Origin of the sequence: Streptomyces sp. NPDC048185, from assembly GCF_043202495.1 — a bacterium.
Lineage (GTDB): Bacteria > Actinomycetota > Actinomycetes > Streptomycetales > Streptomycetaceae > Streptomyces.
Window position 1 is genome coordinate 494,122 of sequence record NZ_JBIDAN010000001.1, and the last position, 24,442, is coordinate 518,563.

At 71.9% G+C, this 24,442-nt stretch carries 22 protein-coding genes; 6 read left to right on the plus strand and 16 right to left on the minus strand.

Going from position 1 to position 24,442, the window contains the following annotated elements; genetic code table 11:
• Nucleotides 1–186 precede the first annotated feature (186 nt).
• Complete coding sequence (locus tag ACGF3H_RS02250) at nucleotides 187–3,189, minus strand: bifunctional [glutamine synthetase] adenylyltransferase/[glutamine synthetase]-adenylyl-L-tyrosine phosphorylase (RefSeq protein WP_362495593.1); 3,003 nt, start codon at nucleotides 3,187–3,189, stop codon at nucleotides 187–189.
• 193 nt (nucleotides 3,190–3,382) lie between these two features.
• Between ACGF3H_RS02250 and ACGF3H_RS02255 the strand changes: the two genes are divergently transcribed.
• Nucleotides 3,383–3,826: a VOC family protein gene (locus ACGF3H_RS02255; protein ID WP_362495596.1), complete on the plus strand. Its 444-nt coding sequence runs from the start codon at nucleotides 3,383–3,385 to the stop codon at nucleotides 3,824–3,826.
• A 124-nt stretch (nucleotides 3,827–3,950) separates the two neighbouring features.
• On the opposite strand, the gene ACGF3H_RS02260 is transcribed toward ACGF3H_RS02255, so the two are convergent.
• Together ACGF3H_RS02260 and ACGF3H_RS02265 are read right to left on the minus strand one after the other, a co-directional pair.
• Complete coding sequence (locus tag ACGF3H_RS02260) at nucleotides 3,951–4,577, minus strand: DUF305 domain-containing protein (protein WP_362495599.1); 627 nt, start codon at nucleotides 4,575–4,577, stop codon at nucleotides 3,951–3,953.
• Nucleotides 4,574–5,242 (minus strand): DUF3105 domain-containing protein, encoded by a 669-nt coding sequence (locus ACGF3H_RS02265; protein WP_362495601.1) that lies wholly within the window; start codon nucleotides 5,240–5,242, stop codon nucleotides 4,574–4,576. The genes ACGF3H_RS02260 and ACGF3H_RS02265 overlap by 4 nt, the downstream gene beginning before the upstream one ends.
• A 309-nt stretch (nucleotides 5,243–5,551) precedes the next feature.
• Here ACGF3H_RS02265 and glnA point away from each other — a divergent pair, with 309 nt between their 5' ends.
• A complete protein-coding gene (glnA, locus tag ACGF3H_RS02270; RefSeq protein WP_362495604.1) occupies nucleotides 5,552–6,913 on the plus strand; it encodes a type I glutamate--ammonia ligase in 1,362 nt (453 codons plus the stop codon).
• 50 nt (nucleotides 6,914–6,963) lie between these two features.
• Here glnA and ACGF3H_RS02275 read toward each other — a convergent pair whose 3' ends face one another.
• Complete coding sequence (locus ACGF3H_RS02275; RefSeq protein WP_362495607.1) at nucleotides 6,964–7,431, minus strand: MarR family transcriptional regulator; 468 nt, start codon at nucleotides 7,429–7,431, stop codon at nucleotides 6,964–6,966.
• Between the two features lie 162 nt (nucleotides 7,432–7,593).
• On the opposite strand from ACGF3H_RS02275, the gene ACGF3H_RS02280 reads away from it, so the two are divergent.
• The gene (locus ACGF3H_RS02280) at nucleotides 7,594–7,992 is read left to right on the plus strand and encodes a VOC family protein (protein WP_362495609.1); all 399 of its coding nucleotides are present in this window, start codon (nucleotides 7,594–7,596) and stop codon (nucleotides 7,990–7,992) included.
• Between the two features lie 74 nt (nucleotides 7,993–8,066).
• Here ACGF3H_RS02280 and ACGF3H_RS02285 read toward each other — a convergent pair whose 3' ends face one another.
• Entirely contained in the window at nucleotides 8,067–8,669 is a 603-nt protein-coding gene (locus ACGF3H_RS02285) for a GNAT family protein (RefSeq protein WP_362495612.1), read from the minus strand.
• A gap of 422 nt (nucleotides 8,670–9,091) precedes the next feature.
• Between ACGF3H_RS02285 and ACGF3H_RS02290 the strand changes: the two genes are divergently transcribed.
• Complete coding sequence (locus tag ACGF3H_RS02290; RefSeq protein WP_362495614.1) at nucleotides 9,092–9,316, plus strand: hypothetical protein; 225 nt, start codon at nucleotides 9,092–9,094, stop codon at nucleotides 9,314–9,316.
• 100 nt (nucleotides 9,317–9,416) lie between these two features.
• Here the strand turns inward: ACGF3H_RS02290 and ACGF3H_RS02295 are convergent, their stop codons facing one another.
• The 7 genes from ACGF3H_RS02295 to ACGF3H_RS02325 form a co-directional block, all read right to left on the minus strand.
• Complete coding sequence (locus ACGF3H_RS02295; protein ID WP_362495617.1) at nucleotides 9,417–10,361, minus strand: hypothetical protein; 945 nt, start codon at nucleotides 10,359–10,361, stop codon at nucleotides 9,417–9,419.
• Between the two features lie 31 nt (nucleotides 10,362–10,392).
• Nucleotides 10,393–10,839 carry a pyridoxamine 5'-phosphate oxidase gene (locus ACGF3H_RS02300; protein WP_362495619.1) on the minus strand — a complete coding sequence of 149 codons (447 nt, stop codon included), beginning with the start codon at nucleotides 10,837–10,839 and terminating at the stop codon, nucleotides 10,393–10,395.
• Nucleotides 10,836–12,203, minus strand: coding sequence for an SUMF1/EgtB/PvdO family nonheme iron enzyme (locus ACGF3H_RS02305; RefSeq protein ID WP_362495621.1), 1,368 nt, complete (start codon nucleotides 12,201–12,203; stop codon nucleotides 10,836–10,838). The genes ACGF3H_RS02300 and ACGF3H_RS02305 overlap by 4 nt, the downstream gene beginning before the upstream one ends.
• Nucleotides 12,204–12,207: 4 nt before the next feature.
• On the minus strand, nucleotides 12,208–12,333 hold the full coding sequence (locus tag ACGF3H_RS02310) for a hypothetical protein (RefSeq protein ID WP_362495623.1): 126 nt from the start codon (nucleotides 12,331–12,333) through the stop codon (nucleotides 12,208–12,210).
• 77 nt (nucleotides 12,334–12,410) lie between these two features.
• Entirely contained in the window at nucleotides 12,411–13,787 is a 1,377-nt protein-coding gene (locus ACGF3H_RS02315) for a hypothetical protein (RefSeq protein WP_362495625.1), read from the minus strand.
• Nucleotides 13,788–13,850: 63 nt separating this feature from the next.
• The gene (locus tag ACGF3H_RS02320) at nucleotides 13,851–16,088 is read right to left on the minus strand and encodes a WD40 repeat domain-containing protein (protein WP_362495628.1); all 2,238 of its coding nucleotides are present in this window, start codon (nucleotides 16,086–16,088) and stop codon (nucleotides 13,851–13,853) included.
• Nucleotides 16,051–18,045 (minus strand): caspase family protein, encoded by a 1,995-nt coding sequence (locus tag ACGF3H_RS02325; protein WP_362495631.1) that lies wholly within the window; start codon nucleotides 18,043–18,045, stop codon nucleotides 16,051–16,053. Before ACGF3H_RS02325 ends, ACGF3H_RS02320 begins: the two co-directional genes overlap by 38 nt.
• Nucleotides 18,046–18,158: 113 nt before the next feature.
• Here ACGF3H_RS02325 and ACGF3H_RS02330 point away from each other — a divergent pair, with 113 nt between their 5' ends.
• Nucleotides 18,159–18,401: a phosphopantetheine-binding protein gene (locus tag ACGF3H_RS02330; protein WP_362495633.1), complete on the plus strand. Its 243-nt coding sequence runs from the start codon at nucleotides 18,159–18,161 to the stop codon at nucleotides 18,399–18,401.
• Between the two features lie 70 nt (nucleotides 18,402–18,471).
• Here ACGF3H_RS02330 and ACGF3H_RS02335 read toward each other — a convergent pair whose 3' ends face one another.
• The 4 genes from ACGF3H_RS02335 to ACGF3H_RS02350 form a co-directional block, all read right to left on the minus strand.
• Nucleotides 18,472–19,695 (minus strand): MFS transporter, encoded by a 1,224-nt coding sequence (locus ACGF3H_RS02335; RefSeq protein ID WP_362495636.1) that lies wholly within the window; start codon nucleotides 19,693–19,695, stop codon nucleotides 18,472–18,474.
• A gap of 105 nt (nucleotides 19,696–19,800) precedes the next feature.
• Complete coding sequence (locus ACGF3H_RS02340) at nucleotides 19,801–20,853, minus strand: endonuclease/exonuclease/phosphatase family protein (protein WP_362495638.1); 1,053 nt, start codon at nucleotides 20,851–20,853, stop codon at nucleotides 19,801–19,803.
• 186 nt (nucleotides 20,854–21,039) lie between these two features.
• On the minus strand, nucleotides 21,040–21,663 hold the full coding sequence (locus tag ACGF3H_RS02345; RefSeq protein ID WP_362495642.1) for a TetR/AcrR family transcriptional regulator: 624 nt from the start codon (nucleotides 21,661–21,663) through the stop codon (nucleotides 21,040–21,042).
• Nucleotides 21,664–21,713: 50 nt separating this feature from the next.
• Nucleotides 21,714–23,306 (minus strand): MFS transporter, encoded by a 1,593-nt coding sequence (locus tag ACGF3H_RS02350; RefSeq protein WP_362495645.1) that lies wholly within the window; start codon nucleotides 23,304–23,306, stop codon nucleotides 21,714–21,716.
• Between the two features lie 196 nt (nucleotides 23,307–23,502).
• Here ACGF3H_RS02350 and panB point away from each other — a divergent pair, with 196 nt between their 5' ends.
• Nucleotides 23,503–24,378 carry a 3-methyl-2-oxobutanoate hydroxymethyltransferase gene (panB, locus tag ACGF3H_RS02355; RefSeq protein WP_362495648.1) on the plus strand — a complete coding sequence of 292 codons (876 nt, stop codon included), beginning with the start codon at nucleotides 23,503–23,505 and terminating at the stop codon, nucleotides 24,376–24,378.
• Nucleotides 24,379–24,442: the final 64 nt, after the last annotated feature.

The window sequence follows — 24,442 nt, forward strand, 5'->3', positions numbered from 1 at the left end:
GCGAGCGGGTGGGCCCGCTGGCCCGGCGTTGCGGGGTGCCGCTGCGCCCACCCGTGCCGCCCCAGCGGCACGACTGCCCGCAGCTGGGGGGGGACAGGGTGGCACCGTGCGGCACGACTGCCCGCAGCTGGGGGGGCGGACAGGGTGGCACCGTGCGGCTCGACTGCCCGTAGCTGGGCCGCTGGGTCAGTCGTAGAAGAGGTCTTCCACCACCGTGCGGGCGCGGCGGGCTGTGCGGCGGTACTCGTCGAGCATGTCGCCCGCGTGGCCGGGGCCGTGGCCGAGGTAGCGGCCCACCGCCGCCAGTTCGCGCGGGTCGGTCGGGAACGTGTCTCCGGCCCGTCCGCGCACCAGCATCACCGCGTTGCGCACCCGCGTGGCGAGCACCCACGCCTCGTCCAGCGTCGCGGCGTTCTCCTCGGAGATGAGCCCCGCCCCGGAGGCCGCCGCGAGGGCCTGCCGGGTCCTGGTCGTGCGCAGGCCCGGCTCCGCGTGGCCGTGCCGCAGCTGCATCAGCTGCACGGTCCACTCCACGTCGGACAGGCCGCCGGGCCCCAGCTTGGCGTGCAGCTTGGGGTCGGCGCCGCGCGGCAGCCGCTCGGACTCCATGCGGGCCTTGAGCCGCCGGATCTCCCGCACGGCCTCCTCGGACAGCCCCTGCGCCGGGTAGCGCAGTGGATCGACCAGCTCCGTGAAGCGCCGCCCCAGGTCCTCGTCGCCGGCGACGAACTCGGCCCGCAGCAGCGCGTGCGACTCCCACGTCAGCGACCAGCGCCGGTAGTAGGCCGCGTACGACTTCAGCGTGCGCACCAGCGGTCCGGACTTGCCCTCGGGCCGCAGGTCGGCGTCGATGATCAGGGGCGGGTCGGCGCTGGGCACCTGGAGCAGGCGGCGCATCTCGGCGACCACCTTGTTCGCCGCGTCCGCGGCCTCCCGCTCGTCGACCCCGTCCCGGGGCTCGTGCACGAACAGGACGTCGGCGTCGGAACCGTAGCCCAGCTCGTGCCCGCCGAAGCGGCCCATGCCGATGATCGCGAACCGGGTGGGCAGGGTGTCCCCCCAGCCGTCGCGCACCACGGCGCGCAGGGTGCCCGCCAGCGTCGCCGCCGTCAGGTCCGACACCGCGGCGCCGACCCGGTCCACCAGGGCGCCCTGGTCGGCCTCGACGGGCTGCGCCTCGGTGCCGTAGGAGCCGACGATGTCGGCGGCCGCCGTGCGGAACAGCTCGCGGCGCCGCACGCCGCGCGCCGCCGTGACCGCCTGCACCGCGCCGTCCGCGCGGCGGACCGCGGCGAGCACCTCCTGCTCCAGCTGGGCCCGCCCGCGCGGCGCCAGCCCTCCGCCGTCGCCGTCCCCGAGGAGCGCCACCGCCTCGGGCGCCCGCATCAGCAGGTCGGGGGCGAGCCGGCCGGCGGACAGCACCCGGGCGAGGTTCTCCGCCGCCGCGCCCTCGTCCCGCAGCAGCCGCAGGTACCAGGGCGTCTTGCCGAGCGCGTCGGAGACCTTGCGGAAGTTGAGCAGGCCCGCGTCCGGGTCGGCCGAGTCGGCGAACCAGCCCAGCAGCACCGGCAGCAGGGTCCGCTGGATCGCGGCCTTGCGGGTGACGCCGGAGGCCAGCGCCTCCAGGTGCCGCAGGGCGGCGGCCGGGTCGGCGTACCCGAGGGCGACCAGCCGCTCACGGGCCGCGTCGGGGCGCAGCCGGGTCTCCCCCGGCGCGAGCTGGGCGACCGCGTCGAGCAGCGGCCGGTAGAACAGCTTCTCGTGCAGCCGGCGTACGACGGCGGCGTGCCGCTTCCACTCGCGCAGCAGCCCGCTGACGGGGTCGTTGCGCAGTCCGAGGGAACGGCCGAGGCGCCGCAGGTCGGTCTCGTCCTCGGGCACGAGGTGGGTGCGCCGCAGCCGGTGCAGCTGGATGCGGTGCTCCATGGAGCGCAGGAAGCGGTACGCCTCGTCGAGCTGGGCGGCGTCCGCCCGCCCGACGTAGCCGCCCGCGGCGAGGGCCTTCAGCGCGTCCAGGGTCGTACCGCTGTGCAGCGAGGTGTCGGCGCGCCCGTGCACGAGCTGGAGCAGCTGCACGGCGAACTCGACGTCGCGCAGGCCGCCCGGGCCCAGCTTGAGCTGGCGCTCGACCTCGGCGACGGGGATGTTCTCCACCACGCGGCGGCGCATCTTCTGCACGTCGGCGACGAAGTTCTCGCGCTCGGCGGCCTGCCACACCAGGGGCTGGAGCGCGGCGACGTACTCGCCGCCGAGGGCCGGGTCGCCGGCGACCGGGCGGGCCTTGAGCAGCGCCTGGAACTCCCAGGTCTTGGCCCAGCGCTGGTAGTAGGCGACGTGGCTGCTGAGGGTGCGCACCAGCGGGCCGTTGCGGCCCTCGGGGCGCAGGTTGGCGTCGACGGGCCAGATGGTGCCCTCGACGGTCGTCTCGGAGCAGATCCGCATCAGGTGCGAGGCGAGGGAGGTCGCGGCCCGCAGCGCCTTGGGCTCGTCGGCCTCGGCCAGGCCCTCCGCGGCCTCGCCCACGAAGATGACGTCGACGTCGGAGACGTAGTTCAGCTCGTGTCCGCCGCACTTGCCCATCGCGATCACCGCCAGCCTGCACAGCGCGGCGTCCTCGGGCGCGGCCTCCTCGGCCAGCCGGAGGGCGGCGCGCAGGGTGGCGGTGGCGAGGTCGGCGAGCTCGGCGGCGGTCTGGGAGACGTCGATGGTGCCGCACACGTCGCGGGCGGCGATGGACAGCAGGCAGCGCCGGTAGGCGACGCGCAGGGAGACGGGGTCGGTGGCCCCGGCGAGTCCGCTCTCGAACTCGGTCACGCCGGGGTGCAGGTCACGCGGCTCGTACGTGACGAGGGCCTGCCAGTCGCCGGCGTGCCGGGCGAGGTGGTCGGCGAGCGCCTCGGAGGCGCCGAGCACGCCGAGGAGGCGGTCGCGCAGCGGCTTGGCGGCTATCAGGGTGTCCAGCAGTTCCCGGCGGGCGGTGGGGTCGGGCTGTGCCTCCAGAAGGCGGACCAGGCCGTGCAGGGCGAGGTCCGGGTCCGCGGTGGCGCCCAGCGCCTCCAGCAGCACCGGGTCGTTGCGGACCGGTGTCAGCTCCAGACCGTCCAGCAGCCGCTCGGCGGCCGAGGGATCGGTGAAGCCGTGCCGCAGCAGTCGCGTGAAGGTACTGCTCCTGCGCCCCGGCGCCGTCATCTCGGCCTCCTGTCGGACCTGCGGGGCCGGTGGGACCGGACCCGTCGGATCAAGGTCGTACGGCCTTGAGCGTAACCGGGGAGCCGCGTTCGGGCGCAGGTGCGGGCGGCGCCGTCGGGGGTCCGGTCGCCGCCGGGCGCGGAGTTGCGCCCTTTCGGTGGCGCGGCGGGCCGTTTTCGGCTTCGGTGAGGGCATGGACTTCACCCTCGAAGTGATTCCGCTGCCCGTGACGGACATCGACCGCGCCCGGGATTTCTACCGGGACAAGGTCGGCTTCCACGTCGACATCGACCAGGAGGTGATGCCGGGGATGCGGATCGTCCAGCTGACGCCCCCGGGCTCCGGCTGTTCGGTCGCCCTCGGCGACAGCATCTGGGAGATGACCCCGGGCCGGAAGCCGGCTCCCGGTTCCTACCGGGGGCTCCAGCTGTGCGTCGCCGACATCGAGGCGGCCCACGCGGAACTGGTGGGGCGTGGCCTGGAGGTCTCCGAGCCGGTGCGGTACGCGCCGGACGACGGTGCCACGTTCATGTACTTCACGGACCCGGACGGCAACGGCTGGGCCGTTCAGGAGTACCGGCGCCGGGAGACGGAGCCGCTGCACCAGGTGCTGGCGGACCTGAAGCGGCAGCGGTAGCGCCACCCCCGGGCCGCAGGGGTCAGCCCGTCTCGCGCCGCCTGCCGGTCACCGTCCGCCGAGATCTCGGTGCCCAACGGCACAGGCACCGGGCGCCGGGCGCCGGCAGCGGTGCGGCGCGGTGTCACGGCCGCGGTGTCGCGCCGCGCTCCGCCAGCAGGTCCGCCATCAGCCGGATCTCCGACTCCTGCGACTCCACCATGCCCCGGGCCAGCCGTTTCTCCACCCCGACCGTGCACCTGGCGGCGCAGCCCTCGGCCATGTGGACGCCGCCCTTGTGGTGCTCGGTCATCAGCTGGAGGTAGTAGACCTCGGCCCGCCGGCCGTTCAGGCCGGCCAGCTTCTTCATCTCGGCGTCGGTGGCCATGCCGGGCATCAGCGAGCCCTCCCCCGCCGACGGCATGTCCCCCATGCCCATCCAGGTCATGGGCGGGTCGGACGACACCTTCGGCAGCCCCCACAGGTCGAGCCAGCCGATCAGCATGCCCCGCTGGTTGGCCTGGGTCTGCGCGATGTCGTAGGCGAGCCGCCGCACCTCCTCGTCCTCGGTGCGGTCGCGCACGATGTACGACATCTCCACGGCCTGCTGGTGGTGGACCGACATGTCCCGGGCGAACCCGGCGTCCGCCGAGCCCGCGGACGGAGTGCCGGCCCCGCCGTCGTCGCCGGCGACCGCGTAGGTGATGGCACCGGCCGCGACGAGCACCGCCGCCGCGGACCCCGCGATCCAGCCGGCCCGCCCGGAGGTCACTGCGACAGTCCGTTGGTGCAGGCGGCGCCCGGCTCGGGGGTCTGCTCGCCCTGGACGTACTTCTCGAAGAACGTGTCCACGTTCGGGTCGCTCGCGCCCGTGACGGTGCGCTGGTGGCCCCAGGCGGACAGCACGATCGGGTCCTTCTGCTTGTCGTCGGGGCTCATCAGCGAGTACGGGGTCTTCTTCACCTTCGCCGCCAGCGCCTCGACGTCGGCCTTCGGGGCCTTGTCGGTGTACGTCACCCAGACCGCGCCGTGCTCCAGCGAGTGCACGGCGTTCTCGTTGTTCAGCGGCTTGGTGTAGACGTCGCCGTCGCAGTTCATCCAGACCTGGTTGTGGTCGCCGCCGACCGGGGGCTCGACCGGGTAGGTGACCTTCTTGGCGACGTGGTTGCGGGAGAGGGTGCCCTGCCAGGTCTGCACGCCGTCCTCGCCGGCGACGAACTTGCCGGAGGTCTTGGCGTCGGTGGCCGCCGTGCCGTCGGAGTCGTCGGACTGCGAGCGCACGAGGACGACACCGCCGACGACGAGACCGGCGACGACCACGACGCTGATCCCGATCGTGAGGATCCGGTTCCGTCGGTCGCGGGCCTCCTCTGCCCGTCGCATCTCCGCTATGCGTGCCTGCCGCGCCGTGTTGCTGCTCTTCTTGGCGGAACCCATGGGGTGTGCCCTTCTGGGAAAACGGGGGGCGGTGAGTGCGCTGATCGTAATGGTGGAGGAGGGGTCTTTCGTAGGGTGGTCACGTGATCTGATGCGGCGGGGCCGCAGGAATGGCCCGATCGAACACGCGGCCTCTACGCTGCGGGTGAGCGGTACACACGGTCCGCCCCCGTTCAGGCCGGGGCCGGCCGGCCGATCAAGGTCCGCAACGCGTACGAAACGGTGCTGTGGTGTGATGCTCAGGTGCCCGACCGCCTTCCGCCGTACCGGAGACAGGCGGCCTGACCAGCAAGGATGGGGAAGCGGAAGATGGACAAGCAGCAGGAGTTCGTGATCCGGACGCTCGAGGAGCGCGACATCCGGTTCGTACGGCTGTGGTTCACGGACGTGCTGGGCTTCCTCAAGTCCGTGGCCGTGGCCCCGGCCGAGCTGGAGCAGGCCTTCGACGAAGGCATCGGCTTCGACGGCTCCGCGATCGAGGGCTTCGCCCGGGTCTACGAGTCCGACATGATCGCCAAGCCGGACCCCTCGACCTTCCAGATCCTGCCCTGGCGCGCCGAGGCGCCCGGCACGGCCCGGATGTTCTGCGACATCCTCATGCCGGACGGCTCGCCGTCCTTCGCGGACCCGCGCTACGTCCTCAAGCGCGCCCTCGCCCGCACCTCCGACCTGGGCTTCACCTTCTACACGCACCCGGAGATCGAGTTCTTCCTGCTGAAGGACAAGCCGGTCGACGGCTCGGTGCCGACGCCCGCCGACAACTCGGGCTACTTCGACCACACCCCGCAGAACATCGGCATGGACTTCCGCCGCCAGGCGATCACCATGCTGGAGTCGATGGGCATCTCGGTGGAGTTCTCCCACCACGAGGGCGCCCCCGGCCAGCAGGAGATCGACCTGCGCTACGCCGACGCGCTGTCCACGGCCGACAACATCATGACGTTCCGCCTGGTCATGAAGCAGGTCGCGCTGGAGCAGGGCCTCCAGGCCACCTTCATGCCGAAGCCGTTCTCGGAGTACCCGGGCTCGGGCATGCACTCCCACCTGTCCCTCTTCGAGGGCGACCGCAACGCCTTCTACGAGTCGGGCGCGGAGTACCAGCTCTCCAAGGTCGGCCGCTCCTTCATCGCGGGCCTGCTGCGGCACGCGGCGGAGATCTCGGCGGTCACCAACCAGTGGGTGAACTCGTACAAGCGCATCTGGGGCGGCAGCGAGCGCACCGCCGGCGCGGGCGGCGAGGCCCCGTCCTACATCTGCTGGGGCCACAACAACCGCTCGGCGCTGGTCCGTGTCCCGATGTACAAGCCCGGCAAGACGGGATCCGCCCGCGTCGAGGTCCGCTCGATCGATTCGGGCGCCAACCCGTACCTGACCTACGCGGTCCTGCTTGCCGCCGGCCTCAAGGGCATCGAGGAGGGCTACGAGCTCCCGCCGGGCGCCGAGGACGACGTGTGGGCCCTGTCCAACGCCGAACGCCGCGCCCTGGGCATCGAGCCGCTCCCCCAGAACCTGGGCGAGGCCCTGGCCCTGATGGAGCACAGCGACCTGGTCGCCGAGACCCTGGGCGAACACGTCTTCGACTTCTTCCTGCGCAACAAGCGGCAGGAGTGGGAGGAGTACCGGTCGCAGGTGACGGCGTTCGAGCTGAAGAAGTCGCTGCCGGTGCTGTAGGGGCGGCCGGGCCGTCGGAGGGCTCTCGGGCCGGCGGCTCCGGTGGCGGGTCAGGCGACCGTTCCACCCGCGTTGCGGATCAGCCGCTGGAGCACCTTCACCGTGGTGACGTAGTCCGCGTCGTCGATGCCTGCGTGGAGGGCGGCGCGGATCGCGGGGGCGTTGCGGGCCAGGTCGACGCGGGCCTGCTCCCCTTCCGGGGTGAGCCACAGCCGGCCCACGGTGTCCCGGGTCAGCCGGCCGCGGCCGAGGAGCCCTTCCGCTTCCGCCGCCAGGTCGTCCTCGGGACGGATGTAGGAGCTCATCGCCTCCCGCAGCTCGGCCAGGGTCCTCCCCTCGCCGTCGGGCGAGAGGTCGTTCACCGACAGATTGCGCAGCAGCCAGAACTGGGGCTGGGTGTAGCCCTTCTCGGCCTGCCGGGCGCGGGTGTACGCGATGAGCGCCTCGTAGGCGACACCGGTCCAGTACGCGGCGGGCTGTCCGGCGAGTTCGGCATCGGAGATCTGCTGTGTCGTCATGGGTCGTCCCCTCCGTGTACGTCCTTGCGGAGCCGCACACCGTGCGGGCCGTGGGGTGACCGTACGACCTCAAGTCCGGTTGAGGGCAAGCAGTGCGCTTCCGGACCGGAGGGTGGCGCGGTCCCCTAGGCTCAGCTCCCTGCCGCACTGTCTGGGGGAGTAATGACCAGTAGGTTCACCGAATTGGTGGTCGACTGCCGTGATCCGGAGCGGCTCGCGGCCTTCTGGAGCGCTGTCCTGGGTTTCAAGGTGATCGACCGGAGCGAGGGCAAGGTCGAGATCGGCTCCTGGGAGCCGACCGTCGAGGAGGTCCGGGCACGCCAGATGCCGCCCACTCTGATGTTCATCCGAGTGCCCGAGGGCAAGACCGTGAAGAACCGGCTCCACCTCGACGTCAGCCCGGTCGACCGCAGTACCGACGACGAGGTGGCCAGGCTGCTCGGCCTCGGCGCAGCCAAGGTGGACGTGGGCCAGGGCCCCGGCCGGAGCTGGGTGGTCATGGCCGACCCCGAGGGCAACGAGTTCGATGTCATGCGCACCCTGGCACCGTTCCACTCGTGACCGACTCGGGCCGGTGCTGCGCCGTTGTCGCGCGGTCGGGGCCGACGGTCGTGGACCACCGGCCCCGTGCCGTGTCACCGGCTCTGGGCCGTCTCCGGGCCGTGCGCGGGGACCGGCTCGGACGGCGGCTGCCATTCCCGGCGGAGTAGGCCGTACACCCACGAGTCGGAGACGTCGCCGTTGACGACGCAGTCCTCCCGCAGCGTGCCCTCGCGCACGAAGCCGAGCTTCTCCAGCACGCGGGCGGAAGCAACGTTGCGGGTGTCGGCCTCGGCCTGGACGCGGTTCAGGTCCAGCGTGTCGAACGCCCATCCCAGCAGGGCGCGGGCGGCCTCGGTCGCACAGCCCTTGCCCCAGGCCGCCTCGCCGTAGCAGTAGCCGAGCGACGCGCTGCGGAAGTCCGGATTCCAGCGGTGCAGGGTGCACCAGCCGATGAACGCGCCGTCGGAGACGCGATCCACGGCGAGCCGCACCCCGGTGCCCTCCTGTTCCACCCGTCGGCACGTGGCGAGGAAGCCCTCGGCGCGCGAGCGTTCGGTCCATGGCGGTGAGTCCCAGTAGCGCAGGATGCGGGCGTCGCTCATCAGGGCGAAGAGGTCGTCCGTGTCCGCGTCCGTGAAGGGACGCAGCCGGAGACGCGCGGTGTGCAACGAGGGGGTGGGCAACGACGCCCTCATGGTCCCTCCCTGGTCGGTGGCCGACCAGTCAGTCATTCGAGGCGGGTCACCCGCAACGGGTTTTCTCCACAGGCCTGTCGGCGGACGCCCTCATCGGGAACGGTCCTCCGAAAATCCCTCCGACCTGCACACCGTCCATCGCACGGTCACGCCGACGGGGCGGGGCGGTGCCGGACGGGGGCAGCCGCGCGCGTCGGAGCCCGGGAGGGGCTCCCCCACCGGTGGATTACGTGAAGAGGAGGTCCCTCTTCACGACCGCACACGCACATCGGTGAACGCTCAACCACGCGTGGACGGTGGGCCGTTCACGGGCGTGCTTTGATCGACGCACGGCACCCCGGGATCGGTTCCGGTCCCCGATCCGGAGACCCGGCGTGTGCGCTCCACCGCTCCGATTTCTTCGCGCGAAGGGAAGACCTGTCATGAACCTCGTCCCCCAGGTCGACACGGCTGCACTCTCCGACACGGACCTCGACCAGGTGTCGGGCGGCCTCGCCGTCAGCACCGCGGTCATCACGTCCGGCGCTTCCGTCGGTGCGGGTCTCTACGCCGAGGCCGGCCCGCTCTCCGTCTGCGCCGGCCTCGGTGCCTCGGTGGCACCCGCCGACGCCGCAGCGCACGGCCAGGCTCACACCATGAGCATCTGATTCGCGGAAACCGGAAGCGCACCGGGCCCCGGACCGCCGTGTCCGGGGCCCGCTCGGTGCGCGCCGCACCGGCCGGCACGACAGCGACAGCCGCACTGCGTCAAGCCACCCCGTGTTCCGTTCCGGACGCCGTACGTTCGCCGAGCAGCACGAAGTGCCCCTCGTCCGGCTCGGTGTACGGCAGCCGCGGAAGCCAGCCGGTGTCGCGGAGCAGCCGGCGGGCCCCAGCCGGGTGAAAGCGGCGGGACAGGAAACAGCGGATCTCGTGGCCGGCCGGGAGACGGGCGCCGGGGAGGGCGACGGGCTCCGTGAGACGCACGGTGCCGACGACCGCGTCCCCCGTCGTCTCCAGGCGCAGTGCCAGGCTGTTCTCCGGCAGGCCGGCTGCTGTCAACGGCCCCAGAATCATCTCCCGCAAGGGTGCGGAAAGGTAGCCGACGGCGTCACAGCCGTCCGGCCGTGGCGGGCCGAAGAGCCCGAGGACCAGGATGTCGCCGGAACGTGCGCTGAGGGAAATGTTGCGCAGCGTGCCGACCGGGTCCTCCACATTGCCCAGGGTGTTGCCGAAGAGGCAGAACAGAACCGGACCCGGCGCCCGCCACCGCCCGACGAGTGGTGTCGCCGCGGACTCCATGTTCCACACGGCGAACGACCGCTCGACGGACGCGATGGGCCGGGTGCGTTCCCTGGCCGCTCCCAGCAGTTCGGGGCTGAGGTCCATACCGAGATAGCGCACCGGGCCGGGGTGCCTCTCCGCGAACCAGGTCAGGAACTGGGCCGTGTGAACACCGTTGCTCGGCCCGATGTCGCACACCTGGCCCGGCGTCCCGGCCCGGTCCAGGCCTTTCGCGATGACGGCCGTCTCGTGGCCGCACCGGCCGTCTTCGTACTCGCCTGCGTACTCCTCGGCGAACCTGATGTGCCGGTCAGCACCGCTGCCGGTGTACATGTAGCGGACGGGCAGCGTCCCCCGCCGCAACCAAGCGATCACCTCGTCCCGCCGGGCGGCCTCGTCGTCGCCGCCTCCCTGCGCGCGCCCCTCCACGCCCGCCCCTACCGCGGCCCGTGCCGGCCGGTCAGGCGAGCCAGCGGCCGTCGCGCATCACCTGGCGGTCGGCGTGCTCGTTGAGTTCGCGCCAGCACTCGATGTCCCGGGGCTCCAGCCGGAAGAACCGGTAGTTCCGAGATTCCCGTGGATCCCAGCCGCACTTCGCCGCATAGGCCTCGGCGTGCTCGTCCGGGAGGTCGGCGTTCTCCACCAGTTCACCGGTCGCGTCGATGAGCACCACGTCGCGGGTGTGGCCCAGTACCAGCCGCACACGGCCGGATCTCATAATGTTCACCGCCGTCGGGTTGGTGCGGACCGTGGCGACGTACAGGGTGGGCTCGCGCCACCAGAAGGACAGCGGTACGAGGGTGGGCACGCCGCCCCCGGCGGTGGCCACCCAGAGGTCCTTGTCCTTCTCCAGTCGGGTCAGAGCGTCGGTCCTGCGCTGCGCCGTGGGGCGGGCGGGCTCGGTCATGAGGTCGTCTCTCTTTCTCTGTCCTCTGGAACGCCGGAGCCGGCGGGGCCTCCGGGGAAAGGGCCGTCGTCGACGCGGTACACACACCGGAATCCGACCTCGCTGTGCCGGTCGGTGAGCAGGTCGCGCCCACGGTAGTGCGTGGTCAGGCACGGCGGGGGTGATGTCCAGGAGCCGCCCCGAAGCACGTGGAAGGCATCTTTTCTGTTCATGAACTCCACGGGACGGCGCCCCTTGAAGAACGGGTCCATGTCTTCCCGGCTGAAGTAGTTCGTCCGGGTCATCTCCCACACGTTGCCGGACATCTGCAGGGTCCCGTACGGGCCGGCCCCCTCGGGGAGGCCGTCCGCAGGCAGGAGAGGCATCGGGGGGCGGGTGTCCGGTTCCGCCGTCACCAGCAGGGCGTCGAGAGCCGCGAGGTCCGGGACGGCCCGGGCGAAGACACGCTCGACGTACTGCACGCGGCCCGGGTCGAAGGTGTTCCCCCAGGGATAGGCACGCCCGTCCGTGCCGCGCGCCGCCCGTTCCCATTCGTCCTCGCTCGGAAGCATGCCTCCCGCCCATGTGGCGAAGGCCCATGCGTCGTACCAGTCGATCCCGACGACTGGCAGTTCCGGCCGGCTGAAGCGCGGGTCGTTCGCGTGGGCGGGGGCATGCCCCTTCCCCGCGGGCTGGTCCGGGTGGTCGAATTCCGTACTGTCGCGCGCCTCGGCCAGAAAGACGGCATACCGAGCGTTCGTGACCGCGGTGCGGTCGATCCAGAATGCCGGAATATGGACGTTTCGTGACGGATTATCGGTGTCATCCATTCCGTAGGGGTTTCCCTCTGGGGCGGCGCCGTGCCTGCCTTCGCCTTCCGGCACGAACACGACGTCGTCGGTGTTCCGTGGGCGGCGGCGGGCCATGACACTTTGCCGCCAGGGGGCGAAAAATGCGTCCTCCAGGTCGCGCAGGCGTTCCGGGTCACTGGTCCCGAATATGCGGATGAGCGCCTGCTTGGCGAAAGCCGCCCCGCATCCGACCGGTTTTCTCACGGCCGTGGAGCGGCTGAAATTACTGGGCCACCCGGAAATCCTGATGAGATCCGGAACGGCTGATTCGATCCGGTGCTGTCCGATGAGCCGGATTCCGGTGAAGGCCACCCAATCGACCGAATCGTGTGTCGCTCTGGCCAGGGCCTCCGCGGTACCCGTCTCCGTGAGGAAATGCGCCGCGAGGATGTTCAGACAGGCGACCCGAACCGTCCACCGGTCGTGGTGTGCCGACAGGCGGAGGACTCGTTCGTGAACGCCCGGGTCACGCCTGACGGCCCCGGTCCACAGATCCGTGACGAGATGGTCGGTACCGTCGGCGGGCACGGTCATGCGGCTACCACTTGTGCACGTCGGTCTCGGCGTCCCGGCTGTTGAGGAATCGATCCATGTCCAGTTCGTGATCGACCGGAATACCGGCTTCTGGCCGTCCCGCTTCCCCGTTCTCCTCGTCACGCACCACGTGCCCTCCCCGAGGTCCCGTCTTCTGATGTGCCGTCATTCTATGAGGTGGTGCCGACCCTCGTGAAGCGGATGAGTTCACATTGCCGCGCACAAGAGAACATCGGTCACCGGTTCGACCGGGGTCATGGCCGTCATTTCCGTGTGCACGGTCCAGCGGTAAAGTCCTGGCTCCCGGATGAGCACACTGCCTGTGTACAGTCCGCCGCCCCGGGGTTTCAGCGAGGTCGGCGTCGCCGGCTGGGTGCCGGGACGCGCGGGGTCGGTCACGGTCAGGGTCAGCACGAGGGCGTCGGAGCGCTCCACCGACCTGACAGCGACCGGCCATGCCTCTCCCGGCTCGACGACCGACTCCGCGGTGACAGATATGCCGTCGACAGCGGCCTGGGGTCTTCTGGGGCGGGCGGTGAGGATGCCGGTCAGCTGCACCAGCGTCTCCCGTTGCTGCTGGAGGGCGGCGTGCTTGCCCGCGATGAACAGGGCGCCGGCGTCGTCGGCCCACTCCGGCGGGACCGCCGAGCAGCGCGGCACCGTGCCGTCACCGCCCTCGTCGAAGCCGGTGGACGCCTGGCCCCGGATCTCACCGGCACCCTCCACCAGCGCCCACAGTTCGGTGGTCTGCCAGTGGCTCAGCAGGGCGTGGTAGACGGGGCGTTCGCTGCCGCGCGCAGCGATCGCCTCCTCGATCGCGCGGTGGAAGGAGCGGCACCGATCGAGGGAATCCTCGGGCAGTCCTGGGGCGGCCAGAGGCGTCTGCACCGCGGTCAGCCGGTCGTACGACGTGCCCACACAGGCGTAGACAGGAAGGAGTTCGGCAACCGAGGGCAAGGAGCGGGCGAGGTCACCGAGCCCGAACTTCACCGGCCCGAGCCGGGAGAATCCGTTGGCGAGGAGGGTAAGCGCCTTCACCGAACCCTGGTACGGCGTGCCGATGGTGATCACCCGGCGAGTGAGCCCCCGGGTGTCGAGGCATTCGGCGTAGTACCGGGCGACCAGGCCTCCCATGGAGTGGCCGACGAGGACGAGTCGTGCCCCCGGGGCGTCCCGTCGGCGCTCCTCCAGCAGTGGCTCCACGAACCGGGCCAGCCGCCGGGCGGTGTGCTCGTTGGACTGCCGCCAGTCGTAAGGGAAGGCACGTATCCCGTCCCGGTCTCCGGCGAAGCGCCTCCGCAGCCGCTTGAGCAGGTTGTCGTAGCCGTCCACGGCGACGAGTCCGGGGAACATCCCCAGCGTGGTGAGGACTCCGGTGACGCGCGTGCCGTCGTCCCAGCCCTGCGCCGGCTGCCCGAAGACACCGGGGTCCAGTGAGAGGTCCTGGGTGAGGCGGTCGCCGAGCCGGTGGACGTTGCGGAAGATTTGGCGATAGCCCCAGGTCTGCCGCTCGCCCCGCGCCAGCGTGCTGCCCAGGATGCCCGGGATCACCACCACGAGATCACCGTGTGCGATGCCGGTCATGGGTCCCCCCTGTGGTGCGGTGCGTCCTTTGCTGAACCGTTCGAACCGTTTCCGCCGCGCCGATCAGGGCGGGCCGAGCAGGTCCATGGCGCACACCCCGAGATGGGTGGCGGCCAGCAGTGTCGAGCGGTGGACGGCCAGCCCGTAGCAGCCGTTCAGCGGAATCCTCAGGTGCCGGCGGTCGATCAGGTCCCAGACGCGTACGGTCCCGTCATTGCCCGCGGTCGCGGCCACCGGGTGGCCCTGGAGGGAGCCCGCTGCCGTCGCGAGCACGGCGTCGGTGTGCCCCTCCAGGACGTCGAGTGCCCGGCCCTCGGTCAGGTCCCACGTCCGCACGGTGCCGTCGTCGCTGGCGCTGACGATCACGGGACGGCCCGAGACCTCGACGACCGCCACCTCGCGCACCCAGCGCTCGTGCCCGGCCAGCAGATGCACGGGTTCGCCGCGGACGACGTCCCACACGCGCACGGTCCCGTCCGTTCCTCCGGAGACGGCGACCGACCGGTCGCCGGTGACCGCTGTGGCGACCGTGCGCACCCCGCCGGTGTGCCCGGTCAGCACGTGCAGCGCACGCCCGTCGGCGAGGTCCCACACACGGACGGTGGAGTCGTTGCCGGCCGTCACGGCGTACGGGCGGCCGGCCGCCGTGCCGGTGTCCACGGCCAGTACAGAGCTGGTGTGGCCGCGGAGGGCGCGCAGGTCGGTGCCGTCCGACAGGTTCCACACCCGCACGTCGGCGTGCGCACCGCTCGTGACGACGACGGACTGCCCGTCGAGGACCGCGCAGGCGGCGCTGCCCACCCAGCCCGAATGTCCCCGCAGAACGGCCACCGGACTGCCGTCCGCCAGGTCCCACACACGAACGGTGCGGTCCGTTCCCCCCGAGACGGCCACCGGGCGGTCACCGGCGTCGCAGGCGGTCATGGCGAGGACCCACTGACCGTGCACGTCGTCGGGGTCCGGCTCCCCCACGCCGCGCAGGTCCCAGACCCGGACCGTCGCGTCGTCGCCGGCGGTGAGCGCGACGGGCCGTCGGTCGACGGCGGAAACCGCCACGGACCGGACTCCGCCGGTGTGTCCGCCCAACACCTGCGCGCAGTCTCCGGTGCGCAGGTCCCAGATGCGCACCGTGCGGTCGGCGCTCGCGGTGAGGACGGCACGCTCGACCGGGCCGTCGGGTGCGTGGGCGGCGACGGCCACGCAGCGTCCCCACCCGGTGTGTCCTTCCAGGACCTGCTGCTGGGTGCCGTCCGAGGCGTCCCAGAGGCGCACTTCCCAGTCGTCGCCGGTGCTCACGACCACCGCCCGCCCGTCGATCTCGGCGAACCGTGCGGACAGCACCCAGCCGGTGTGGCCGGTCAGGACCCGCAGCGGGGTGCCGTCCGCCGGGTCCCAGAGCCGGACCGTGCGGTCGGCGCCGCCGGTCAGCAGGACGTCCCGGCCGTCAACCGTTCCCAGGGCGGCCGTACGCACGCCCTTGGTGTGTCCGTGGAGAACGCACGGGGGGCCTTCCTCGTCGAGGGGCCAGACCCGGGCTGTGCGGTCGGACCCCGCGCTGACCGCGACCGTCCGGCCGCCGACCAGGCCGATGTCCGCCGACGCCACCCATCCGGTGTGTCCCGTCAGGGTTCTCAGCAGCCGGCCGGTGGACAGGTCCCACAGCCGCAGGGTGCCGTCGTCGCCGCCGGAGAGGGCCACCGTCCGGCCGTCGAGGTCCCCGGTGGCGACGGTCTGCACGGCGCCGGTGTGTCCCTCCAGGATGGACAGCGTGCTGCCGGAGGCGAGGTCCCAGACGCGGACGGCGCAGTCCACCCCGCCGGTCACCGCCAGGGGTCTGCCGTCCACCTCGGCGGCGGCCACGGCCCGGACGCCGCCCCGGTGGCCCTCCAGCACCCTGTGGTAGGGCGTGGGCCGGTAACGCGCCCAGCGCGGCCACCAACGGGCGCTGCGGGGTGGTACGAGCTCGAGGCACTGGTTCTGCTGGGCCGCGGTGAGCGCCAGGACTGCCGCGCGCTCGTCGGCGGACAGTCCGCGCATGGCGTGCGCGCACCTGAGGTACAGACGGGTGGCGTCGGACAGTTCGTGCTCCAGGCCGGTGCCCAGGGCGGCGGCGAGTCCCTCCGGTTCCGCGGCGACCAGGTAGCCGAGGTCGCGCCCGAGTTCCGGCAGCCGGCCGGCTGCCCGGGCATGTGCGGCGAGGTGGTGAGCCGTGTACGGGTTGGCGCGTTCCCAGCCGTCCGCCTGGGCCAGGGTGCGGAGCCGTTCAACGATCCTCGCCTCGATGTCGGCGTTCTCCTCCACGGCCCACCTCCGCCCGCAGATAGTCTCCGATCGACTGGTGGTAGAGGCGGAAGACGGCCTGCCCGTCCTCGGTGCCCTCGATCAGGTACCACCCCGCCTCGCGGATGACCCGCGAGACGTCCGCGGCGCTGTAGGGGCGGCCGGAGCGGTCGGCGGCGAGCGCGCCGGCCAGCTCGGGCCAGATCTGGCGCCTCGGCAGACCCTTGCCGCGGGCGAAGGCCAGCGGCGTGAGGACCTCGCGGACCAGCGTGGGGTCGTCGAAGCGGGTCAGGTCCTCGGCGAAGACCCGGTGCAGCCCCGCGTCGCCCACGTCCGCGGGCAGCCGCCGCGCCCAGTCCCGCTCGTCCACGACCTCCTCGCTCAGGCCCTCCAGCACGCGTACGGCGAACCTGGCGTACAGGAACACCCTCCGGGCCTGTGCCGCGACCGTGCGGGCAGCCGCCCGCCGCCGCTCCGGAGTCGGCCAGCCGGTGGCGGTGCCGTCCCTGCCGAGGCGTTGCTCGACGTACCGCTCGATGTCTCTGTCTGTGTGGTCGTCGCTGCCTAGGTCGAGGACGGTCAGCGGCGCGCGGCGGGGGCGCAGCATGTCGATGAGCGGGCCCAGGTCGCGGGCGTCCGGGTCGTGCCGTCCGTCCCGGTCGCGCCGGGTGCCGACGACGACCCGGCAGCCGGGCAGGCCGGCGAGGGCGCGCAGGACGTCCCGGGCGATGAAGACGTCGTCGTCCTGCTCGGCCTCGTCCAGCGCGTCGGCCAGCACGGTCACCGCGCGTCCCTCGTCGCTGAGCAGGGTGATCAGGTCGCGTGGTGGGCTGGTGGACTCGGACAGGTCGATGCCCAGCTGGCCGGCGATGTCGCGGGCGACCTCCTCCGCGCGCCGGTTCCTGAGGTGGACGACCGCGTCGAAACTGCCGACCGGTGGCCGCGCGTGGTCGTCGTCGAGCAGCCCCAGGACCCGGCAGGCGGGTTGCGATCCGTGGTCGGCGAGGACGGCCATGCGGCCCAGGAAGGCCGATTTTCCGGTGCCGGGCGCCCCTGTGACCACGAGCACTCCGTGGTCGTCGGAGGAGAGCCAGTCGATCACCCGGCGTGTCATCCGCTCTCGCCCGGTGAAGAACCAGCCGACGTCGCCGGCGTCGGCACTGGCCGCCTTGTCGAGGAAGTGCTCGCGGTCGGCATCGGGCAACTGGGCCAGCAGCGAGCCGAGTTCCACCGCGCGGTCGGCCGCGTTGGCGCGGTAGCGCGGATTGGGGACGATCTTCAGTCCGTCCCGCCCGGCAACGTAGGCGCACTGGTCGTCGCGGAGCCTCAGCCGCAGTTCGTCGCGGAGTTCGAGCAGAGTGACGAACTCGTCGCCGTCGCTCCAGTGGCCCCCCTGTGAGCCCGTCCGCAGCGCTTCGAGCATGCCCGTGACGAACAGCCCGCTGTAGGACCGCTCGTGGTGCAGGGAGGGCACCAGGACCGCGAGATCCATGCCGGGCCCGCCGTGGGCGGCAGCGGCGCGGTCGACGGCCTGCTGCACCTCGTGGGCGGCGAAGCCGGAGTAGCAGGTGTCGAGGAGGATCAGGCCGGAGAGCGCGCCGCTGTTGAGGATCGCCTGCACCAGGTCCTCGACGCTTATGGCCTTGCTGCCGAAGTAGGGGGCGGCCTCGGGACTGGAGGCGACGAGGACGTAGTGCCGGCCGTTGTGCAGCCGGCCGTGGCCCGCCAGGTAGAGGATGACCTTGGCCGCCCGCTTCTCGTCACGGGCGGTGTCCGCCCAGCGTTCCAGCGAGTCGACGATGGCCCGGGTGGTGGCGTTGGAGAGCCGGCAGCATTCGGCGAGCGGGAGGAAGCCCCATTCGCCGAAGAACGTCTCCAGGCGGCGGGCGTCGGACGGTGCTTCGGGGAGGTGGGGGTGCGGGCCGCCGGCGTAGTCGATGCCGACCGAGAAGACTGAACCACGCGTCCGTGTCGTCACGGTGAGCGATTATGCCAGCACGCAGGCGATGTGAACCCGGTGTTGCCGACATCCGCGCCACAGACGACCGGCGGCCGTTTCTGTAGTGTGCACAGGGATGGGGGGTGCCCGCGATGGCGCTGAGCGAGTGGGAAATTCTGGGCGGACTGGCGGAGATCCTCGACGAGGAGACCGGGGTGCCGGCCGAGTCCGTCGAATTGGGTACGCGGTTCACCGAGGACCTCGGCGTCGATGCGGCCATGATGCGGGTGATCGCCGGGCACATCGAGCAGAAGTTCCGTGTGCCGCTGCCCGACGGGACGGCCTTCGCGCGGGTGGGCGATGCCGTGGCCCACATCCAGGCGACTCAGGGGTGAAGGGGCGGAACGCGCCCGGTCGTCCCGCCCCACGGTTGCGGTGTCCTGCCGGAGTCCGGTCCGGCTCGGGTCACCGCCGAACGGCCACCTCGTCACCCGCCGGCACGTGCCCCGCGACCACACGCTCGCGGCGGGAATCCGCGGCGGCGGTCCGGCGGTCCACCGCGTAGGCCGTGCCCGCGACCGCCAGGCCGAGGAACGCCAGGGCCGCGCCCGCCAGGGCCGGGGACGTGGTGCCGAGGCCCGCCGCGAGGGCGAGGCCGCCGATCCAGGCGCCGCCGGCGTTGGCGAGGTTGAAGGCGGCCTGGTTGGCCGAGGAGGCGAGGGAGGGGGCCGCCGAGGCCTTCTCCATGACCATCAGCTGAAGGGGCGAGCCGGTGATGAAGGCGGCCATGCCGAGCAGCGCCACCGCGAGTGCCGCCGTGACCTCCGTGCGCATCAGGAGGGGGAAGAGCGCGAGGACCACGACCAGGGAGGCGAGGCCGCTGAAGAGCGTGCCGCGCAGGGAGTGGTCCGCGAGCCGGCCGCCCAGCAGGTTGCCCGCGGTGGCGCCGACGCCGAAGAGGGCCAGCAGCAGGGTCACGCTCGCGTCGGCGAAGCCGGCGGCGTCCGTGAGCATCGGCGTGATGTAGCTGTAGGCGGCGAAGAGCGCGCCGAAGCCCGCGACCGTGGTGCCGAGGGCCAGCCAGACCGGCAGGGAGCGCAGTGCGGCCAGCTCGCCGCGCAGCCCCGTCGTGGGGGCCGGGGCGTGGTCGCGCGGGATCAGCGCCACGAGGGCCGCTATCGCCGCGACGCCGATCGCGCTGACGCCGATGAACGTGGCCCGCCAGCCGAGCTGCTGGCCCATGGCGGTGGCCGCGGGGACGCCGACGATGTTGGCGACCGTCAGGCCCAGGAACATCAGGGAGACGGAGCGGGCCTTGCGTTCCGGTGCCACCATGCCGGTGGCGACCACCGCGCCGACGCCGAAGAAGGCGCCGTGCGGCAGGCCGCTGACGAAGCGGGCGGCGAGCAGGGAGACCTCGCCGGGGGCGACGGCCGACAGGGCGTTGCCCGCGACGAAGAGGACCATCAGGGCGATCAGGACCGTGCGGCGGGACATCCGCGCGGTCGCCGCCGCGAGCAGCGGGGCGCCGATGACGACGCCGAGCGCGTACGCCGAGACGAGGTGTCCGGCGGTGGGGATCGAGAGGTGCAGGTCGTCGGCGACATCGGGCAGCAGGCCCATCATCACGAACTCGGTCGTGCCGATGCCGAAGGCGCCCACGGCGAGGGCGAGCAGGGCCAGGGGCATGAAGGGTCTCGCCTTTCGAGTACGGAGTGTGCGTACGGGTAGGGGACGTCGTTATGTTCCCGTACGGAACAAAGACTCTCAGGGCGAGTATTCCGGCGGCGAATCTCAGGAAGCCGTTGTGTCGACCTTCACACGCGCGGCGATCGGCAGATGGTCGCTGCCGGTCTCCGGGAGGGTCCAGCTGGTCTCCGGCTCGACGCCCGTGACCAGGATCTGGTCGATGCGGGCCATCGGGAAGGACGCCGGCCAGCTGAAGCCGAAGCCGTCGCCCGCGGCGCCCTGCGGGGAGCGCATCTGCGAGGTGATCGCGGTGAGCGAGCGGTCGTTCATCGTGCCGTTGAGGTCGCCGAGCAGGATCTTGCGGGGCAGCTCCTCGTCGGCGATGGCCTCGCCGAGGGCGTCGGCGCTCTTGTCCCGCTGCCGGGCGGTGAAACCGGCCTCCAGCTTCACCCGGACGGACGGCAGGTGCGCGACGTACACGGCGACCGGCCCGGAGGGGGTGGCCACGGTCGCGCGCATCGCGCGCTTCCAGCCCAGCCGGATGTCGACGGCCTTCACGTCGCTGATCGGGTACGTGCTCCACAGACCGACGGTGCCGACGACCGCGTGGTGCGGGTACTTCGCCTCCAGCGCCTTCTCGTACGTCGGCACGGCGGACGCCTTCAGCTCCTCCAGGGCCAGCACGTCCGCGCCGGCGGCGGCCACGGCACGGGCGGTGCCGGCCGGGTCGGCGTTGTCGGCGTTGACGTTGTGCGTGGCCACCGTGAGGTCGCCGCCGGCGCCGGTCTTGTCGAAGAGCAGGCCGCCGAAGAGATTCAGCCATACGCTCACCGGCAGGACGAGCGCGATCAGCGCCGTCGCCGACTTGCGGACGAGGGCGATCACGAGCAGCACCGGGATCAGCAGACCGAACCACGGCAGGAAGGTCTCGGTGAGGCTGCCGAGGTTGCCGACGGCGTTGGGGATGTGCGAGTGCGCCGCCATGACGACGGCCAGGACGACGGCCACCGCCGCCGTGATCAGGCCCCGGCGCCAGATCCGCCGGTCGCCGCGCCAGCCGGTGGCCATCCGGTCGAACAGGCGCCGGAGCCGGGGGCCCCGACGCTCGGGTCCCGAGCCGCCGTTGTCCGTCTCCGTCATGTACGCCTGCTGCGCCATACCGCCGCCTCACTGCCTGCCGTGCACACCGTCGTCCCCCCGTGCTCAGCACCCTAGGGGATGATCGGTTCCGTTCATGCCGTCCCATGACGGCCGTACGGGCACGAGGACGTGCGAGTCGGCGTCCGGAGTTCCGAACACGGGTGGGACCAGGGGCCTCTGTGACAGAACGCGCACATTCGCGCCCTACGAGCCGGGCGGGCCGGCGGGGCGCAGACCGCCGAGCAGCGTGTCGACGATCCGGGTGGCGAGGTCCTCGGCGAGGTCGCCTTCGGGGCGCATGATCGCGCGGACCAGCATGGGGCCGACGACGATGTCGTAGAGCAGCTCCAGGTCGACGTCGTCGCGCAGTTCGCCGTTGGCGCGGCCGCGGCGCAGTATCCCGATGCCGAGTCTGCGCCGCGGGAGGACGACGCTGTGGTGGTAGGCCGCCCAGATCCGGGGGCTGGACTTCATCTGGGCGTAGACGCTGTGCAGGATCGTCGACCTGTTGGTCAGGCCGCGCTGCCGCAGCGACTCGAGGATGACGACCAGATCGTCACGCATCGACGTGCCCGGCAGGACCGGGTCCTCGGGCTCGGCGGCCCGCACCACGTCGACGAAGAGCTCCTCCTTGCCGCTCCACCGGCGGTAGATGGTGGCCTTGCCGACGCCGGCCATGCGCGCGATGCGCTCGACGGAGAGTTCGGCGAGCGGGACGCCCTGCCCCAGGAGCTCCAGCACGCCCTCGATGATGGCGCGCTCGACGGCCTCGCTGCGGGGGCGCCCCCGCGTGGGCCAGTGGTGCGGCGAGCGGCTGTCGAGGCTCACGCGGGGGTCCTTTCGCTGGGCTGGGACGGATTCTCCCTGGTGCGGCGGTACTACTCCATCGTGGCCACCGGCTCCCGTTCCCGCTCGGGCGCCTCGGGCGCCGGGGTCCGGCCCGGCAGGTACACGGCCACCACGATCGCGCCGAGCACGGCGACGCCCGCGCCCCACAGCGCGGTGACGTGCATGGCGTGCAGGAAGGCGTCGTGGGCCGGGCCGACGAGGGCCTTGCCCTGCGGGCCGAGCTTCTCGGCGACGCCGAGCGTCGCCTCGATGGACTCCCCGGCGGTGTGGCGCAGGCCCGCCGGGACGTGGCCGAGGTCACCCTCGATGCCGGTGCGGTAGGCCGTGGACAGCACGGAGCCGAGGACGGCGATGCCGAGGGCGCCGCCGACCTGGCGGAAGGTGTTGCTGAGCGCGGAGGCCGAGCCGGCCTTCTCGCGGGGCAGGGCCTGCATGATGACGACGCTGGTCGGGGTCATGATGTGCGCCATGCCGGTGCCCATGAGGAAGAAGTAGACCTCCAGCAGCCAGACGGGCGTGTCGGCCTCCAGCGTGGCGAACGCGGCCAGCATCGCGGCGATGAGCACCATCCCGGCCGTGGTCGTGGCCCGGTTGCCGAACCGGTCGACGAGCAGGCGGGCCCGGGGAGCGAAGATCAGCTGCGAGGCGGCCAGCGGCAGCATCAGCAGTCCGGTCTCCAGCGGGGAGAAGCCGAGCACGCTCTGGGTGTAGAAGACGGAGAAGAAGGTCACGCCCATCAGCGCGAAGAAGACCAGCGCGATGGCGGCGATCGCGGCGGAGAAGACCTTGTTGCGGAAGTACGTGACGTCGATGGACGGGTGGTCGCTGCGCTTCTCGTACACGACGAACGCCACGAGCACGGCGAGGCCCGCGCCGATCGTCGCCAGCACGGTCGCGTCCGTGAAGTCGGCGAGCTGACCGCCCTTGATGATGCCGTAGACCAGCAGGACGAGGCCGACGACCGACAGGACGACGCCGACCGGGTCGAGGCGTCCGGGGTTCGGGTCGCGGGAGTCGGGGACCAGCCACAGCATCAGCGCGAGGGCCAGGACGACGATCGGCACGTTGACGAGGAAGACCGAGCCCCACCAGAAGTGGTCCAGGAGCAGTCCGCCGGTGATCGGGCCGATGGCGATGGCCAGGCCCACGCCGCCGGCCCAGATCCCGATGGCCTTGGGCTGCTCCTCGCGCTCGAAGACGTTCATGAGGACGGCGAGGGTGGCGGGCATGACGAAGGCGGCGCCCAGGCCCATCACGGCGCGGAAGGCGACGAGCTCGCCGGGCGAGCCGGAGAAGGCGGCGAGGGCGGAGCCGATGCCGAACACCGCCAGGCCGCCGAGCAGCACCTTCTTGCGGCCCAGCCGGTCCCCGAGCAGGCCGGCGGTGAACAGCAGGCCGGCGAAGACGAGGGTGTAGGCGTTGATCGCCCACTCCAACTCGCTCTGGGTGGCGCCCAGACCGGTCGGCTCGGAGGTGGAGATGGTCTTGATGGCGACGTTCAGGATCGAGTTGTCGAGCACCACGATCAGCAGGCTCAGCATGAGCACGCCAAGGATGGCCCAGCGGCGCCGGTGCACCTCTTCCGGTATGCGCCGGGAGGAAGAGTCGGCAGGAGTAGTCATGCCGCCGACCCTAGGAGTTTTAAGATACGAGACCGTTCCGTATCGTAATTCTCTTACCCATCTCTTACACCGCCGGTCCGCGTCGCCGGACACGTGGCGAGGGTCCCCTAGCCGTCCGGCGGCACGAGGTGCCACCATGGAAGGGATCCGGGGACGCCGTCAGGGCGCCTCGAGATGACATGAAGGAGCCGTTGCCATGACGCAGCTTTCGGCTGCCCAGACGCCTCAGGCCAAGTCCGCCGACGGCGGCAGGGCGCTGTACGGGGGCAAGACCACCCGCCGCATCACCGTCCGGGACATCACCGCCGCCAAGGAGCGCGGCGAGAAGTGGCCCATGCTCACCGCCTACGACGCGATGACCGCGTCCGTCTTCGACGAGGCCGGCATCCCGGTCATGCTCGTCGGCGACTCCGCGGGCAACTGCCACCTCGGCTACGACACCACCGTGCCCGTCACGCTGGACGAGATGGTCATGCTCTCGTCCGCCGTGGTCCGGGGCACCCACCGCGCCCTGATCGTGGCCGACCTGCCCTTCGGTTCCTACCAGGAGGGCCCGGTGCAGGCGCTGCGCTCGGCGACCCGGCTGGTCAAGGAGGCCGGGGCGGGCGCCGTGAAGCTGGAGGGCGGTGAGCGGTCGCACGAGCAGATCCGGCTGCTCGTCGAGTCCGGCATCCCGGTGATGGCGCACATCGGTCTCACCCCGCAGTCCGTCAACGCCATGGGCTACCGGGTGCAGGGCCGCGGTGAGGAGGCCGCCCAGCAGCTGCTGCGCGACGCCAAGGCCGTGCAGGACGCGGGCGCCTTCGCGGTCGTCCTGGAGCTGGTACCGGCCGAGCTGGCCGCCGAGGTGACGCGCACCCTGCACATCCCGACCGTCGGCATCGGCGCGGGTCCGGAGACGGACGCGCAGGTGCTGGTGTGGACCGACATGCTCGGGCTGACCGGCGGACGGGTGCCGAAGTTCGTGAAGCAGTACGCCGACCTGCGCCAGGTCATGGGCGACGCGGCGAAGTCGTTCGCCGAGGACGTCGTCGGCGGAACGTTCCCGCAGGAGGAGCACTCCGTCCACTAGACCAGCACGGCACCACCCGGCCCCGCCGATCTTCCCCCGTCGGCGGGGCCGGTTCTGTTCTGTC

Bases quoted from the DNA above. Each gene is read 5' to 3' on its own strand.
- ACGF3H_RS02250 (WP_362495593.1), bottom strand. From the start codon at position 3,189: ATGACGGCGCCGGGGCGCAGGAGCAGTACCTTCACGCGACTGCTGCGG.
- ACGF3H_RS02255 (WP_362495596.1), top strand. From the start codon at position 3,383: ATGGACTTCACCCTCGAAGTGATTCCGCTGCCCGTGACGGACATCGAC.
- ACGF3H_RS02265 (WP_362495601.1), bottom strand. From the start codon at position 5,242: ATGGGTTCCGCCAAGAAGAGCAGCAACACGGCGCGGCAGGCACGCATA.
- glnA (WP_362495604.1), top strand. From the start codon at position 5,552: ATGGACAAGCAGCAGGAGTTCGTGATCCGGACGCTCGAGGAGCGCGAC.
- ACGF3H_RS02275 (WP_362495607.1), bottom strand. From the start codon at position 7,431: ATGACGACACAGCAGATCTCCGATGCCGAACTCGCCGGACAGCCCGCC.
- ACGF3H_RS02280 (WP_362495609.1), top strand. From the start codon at position 7,594: ATGACCAGTAGGTTCACCGAATTGGTGGTCGACTGCCGTGATCCGGAG.
- ACGF3H_RS02285 (WP_362495612.1), bottom strand. From the start codon at position 8,669: ATGAGGGCGTCGTTGCCCACCCCCTCGTTGCACACCGCGCGTCTCCGG.
- ACGF3H_RS02290 (WP_362495614.1), top strand. From the start codon at position 9,092: ATGAACCTCGTCCCCCAGGTCGACACGGCTGCACTCTCCGACACGGAC.
- ACGF3H_RS02300 (WP_362495619.1), bottom strand. From the start codon at position 10,839: ATGACCGAGCCCGCCCGCCCCACGGCGCAGCGCAGGACCGACGCTCTG.
- ACGF3H_RS02305 (WP_362495621.1), bottom strand. From the start codon at position 12,203: ATGACCGTGCCCGCCGACGGTACCGACCATCTCGTCACGGATCTGTGG.
- ACGF3H_RS02315 (WP_362495625.1), bottom strand. From the start codon at position 13,787: ATGACCGGCATCGCACACGGTGATCTCGTGGTGGTGATCCCGGGCATC.
- ACGF3H_RS02330 (WP_362495633.1), top strand. From the start codon at position 18,159: ATGGCGCTGAGCGAGTGGGAAATTCTGGGCGGACTGGCGGAGATCCTC.
- ACGF3H_RS02335 (WP_362495636.1), bottom strand. From the start codon at position 19,695: ATGCCCCTGGCCCTGCTCGCCCTCGCCGTGGGCGCCTTCGGCATCGGC.
- ACGF3H_RS02340 (WP_362495638.1), bottom strand. From the start codon at position 20,853: ATGGCGCAGCAGGCGTACATGACGGAGACGGACAACGGCGGCTCGGGA.
- ACGF3H_RS02350 (WP_362495645.1), bottom strand. From the start codon at position 23,306: ATGACTACTCCTGCCGACTCTTCCTCCCGGCGCATACCGGAAGAGGTG.
- panB (WP_362495648.1), top strand. From the start codon at position 23,503: ATGACGCAGCTTTCGGCTGCCCAGACGCCTCAGGCCAAGTCCGCCGAC.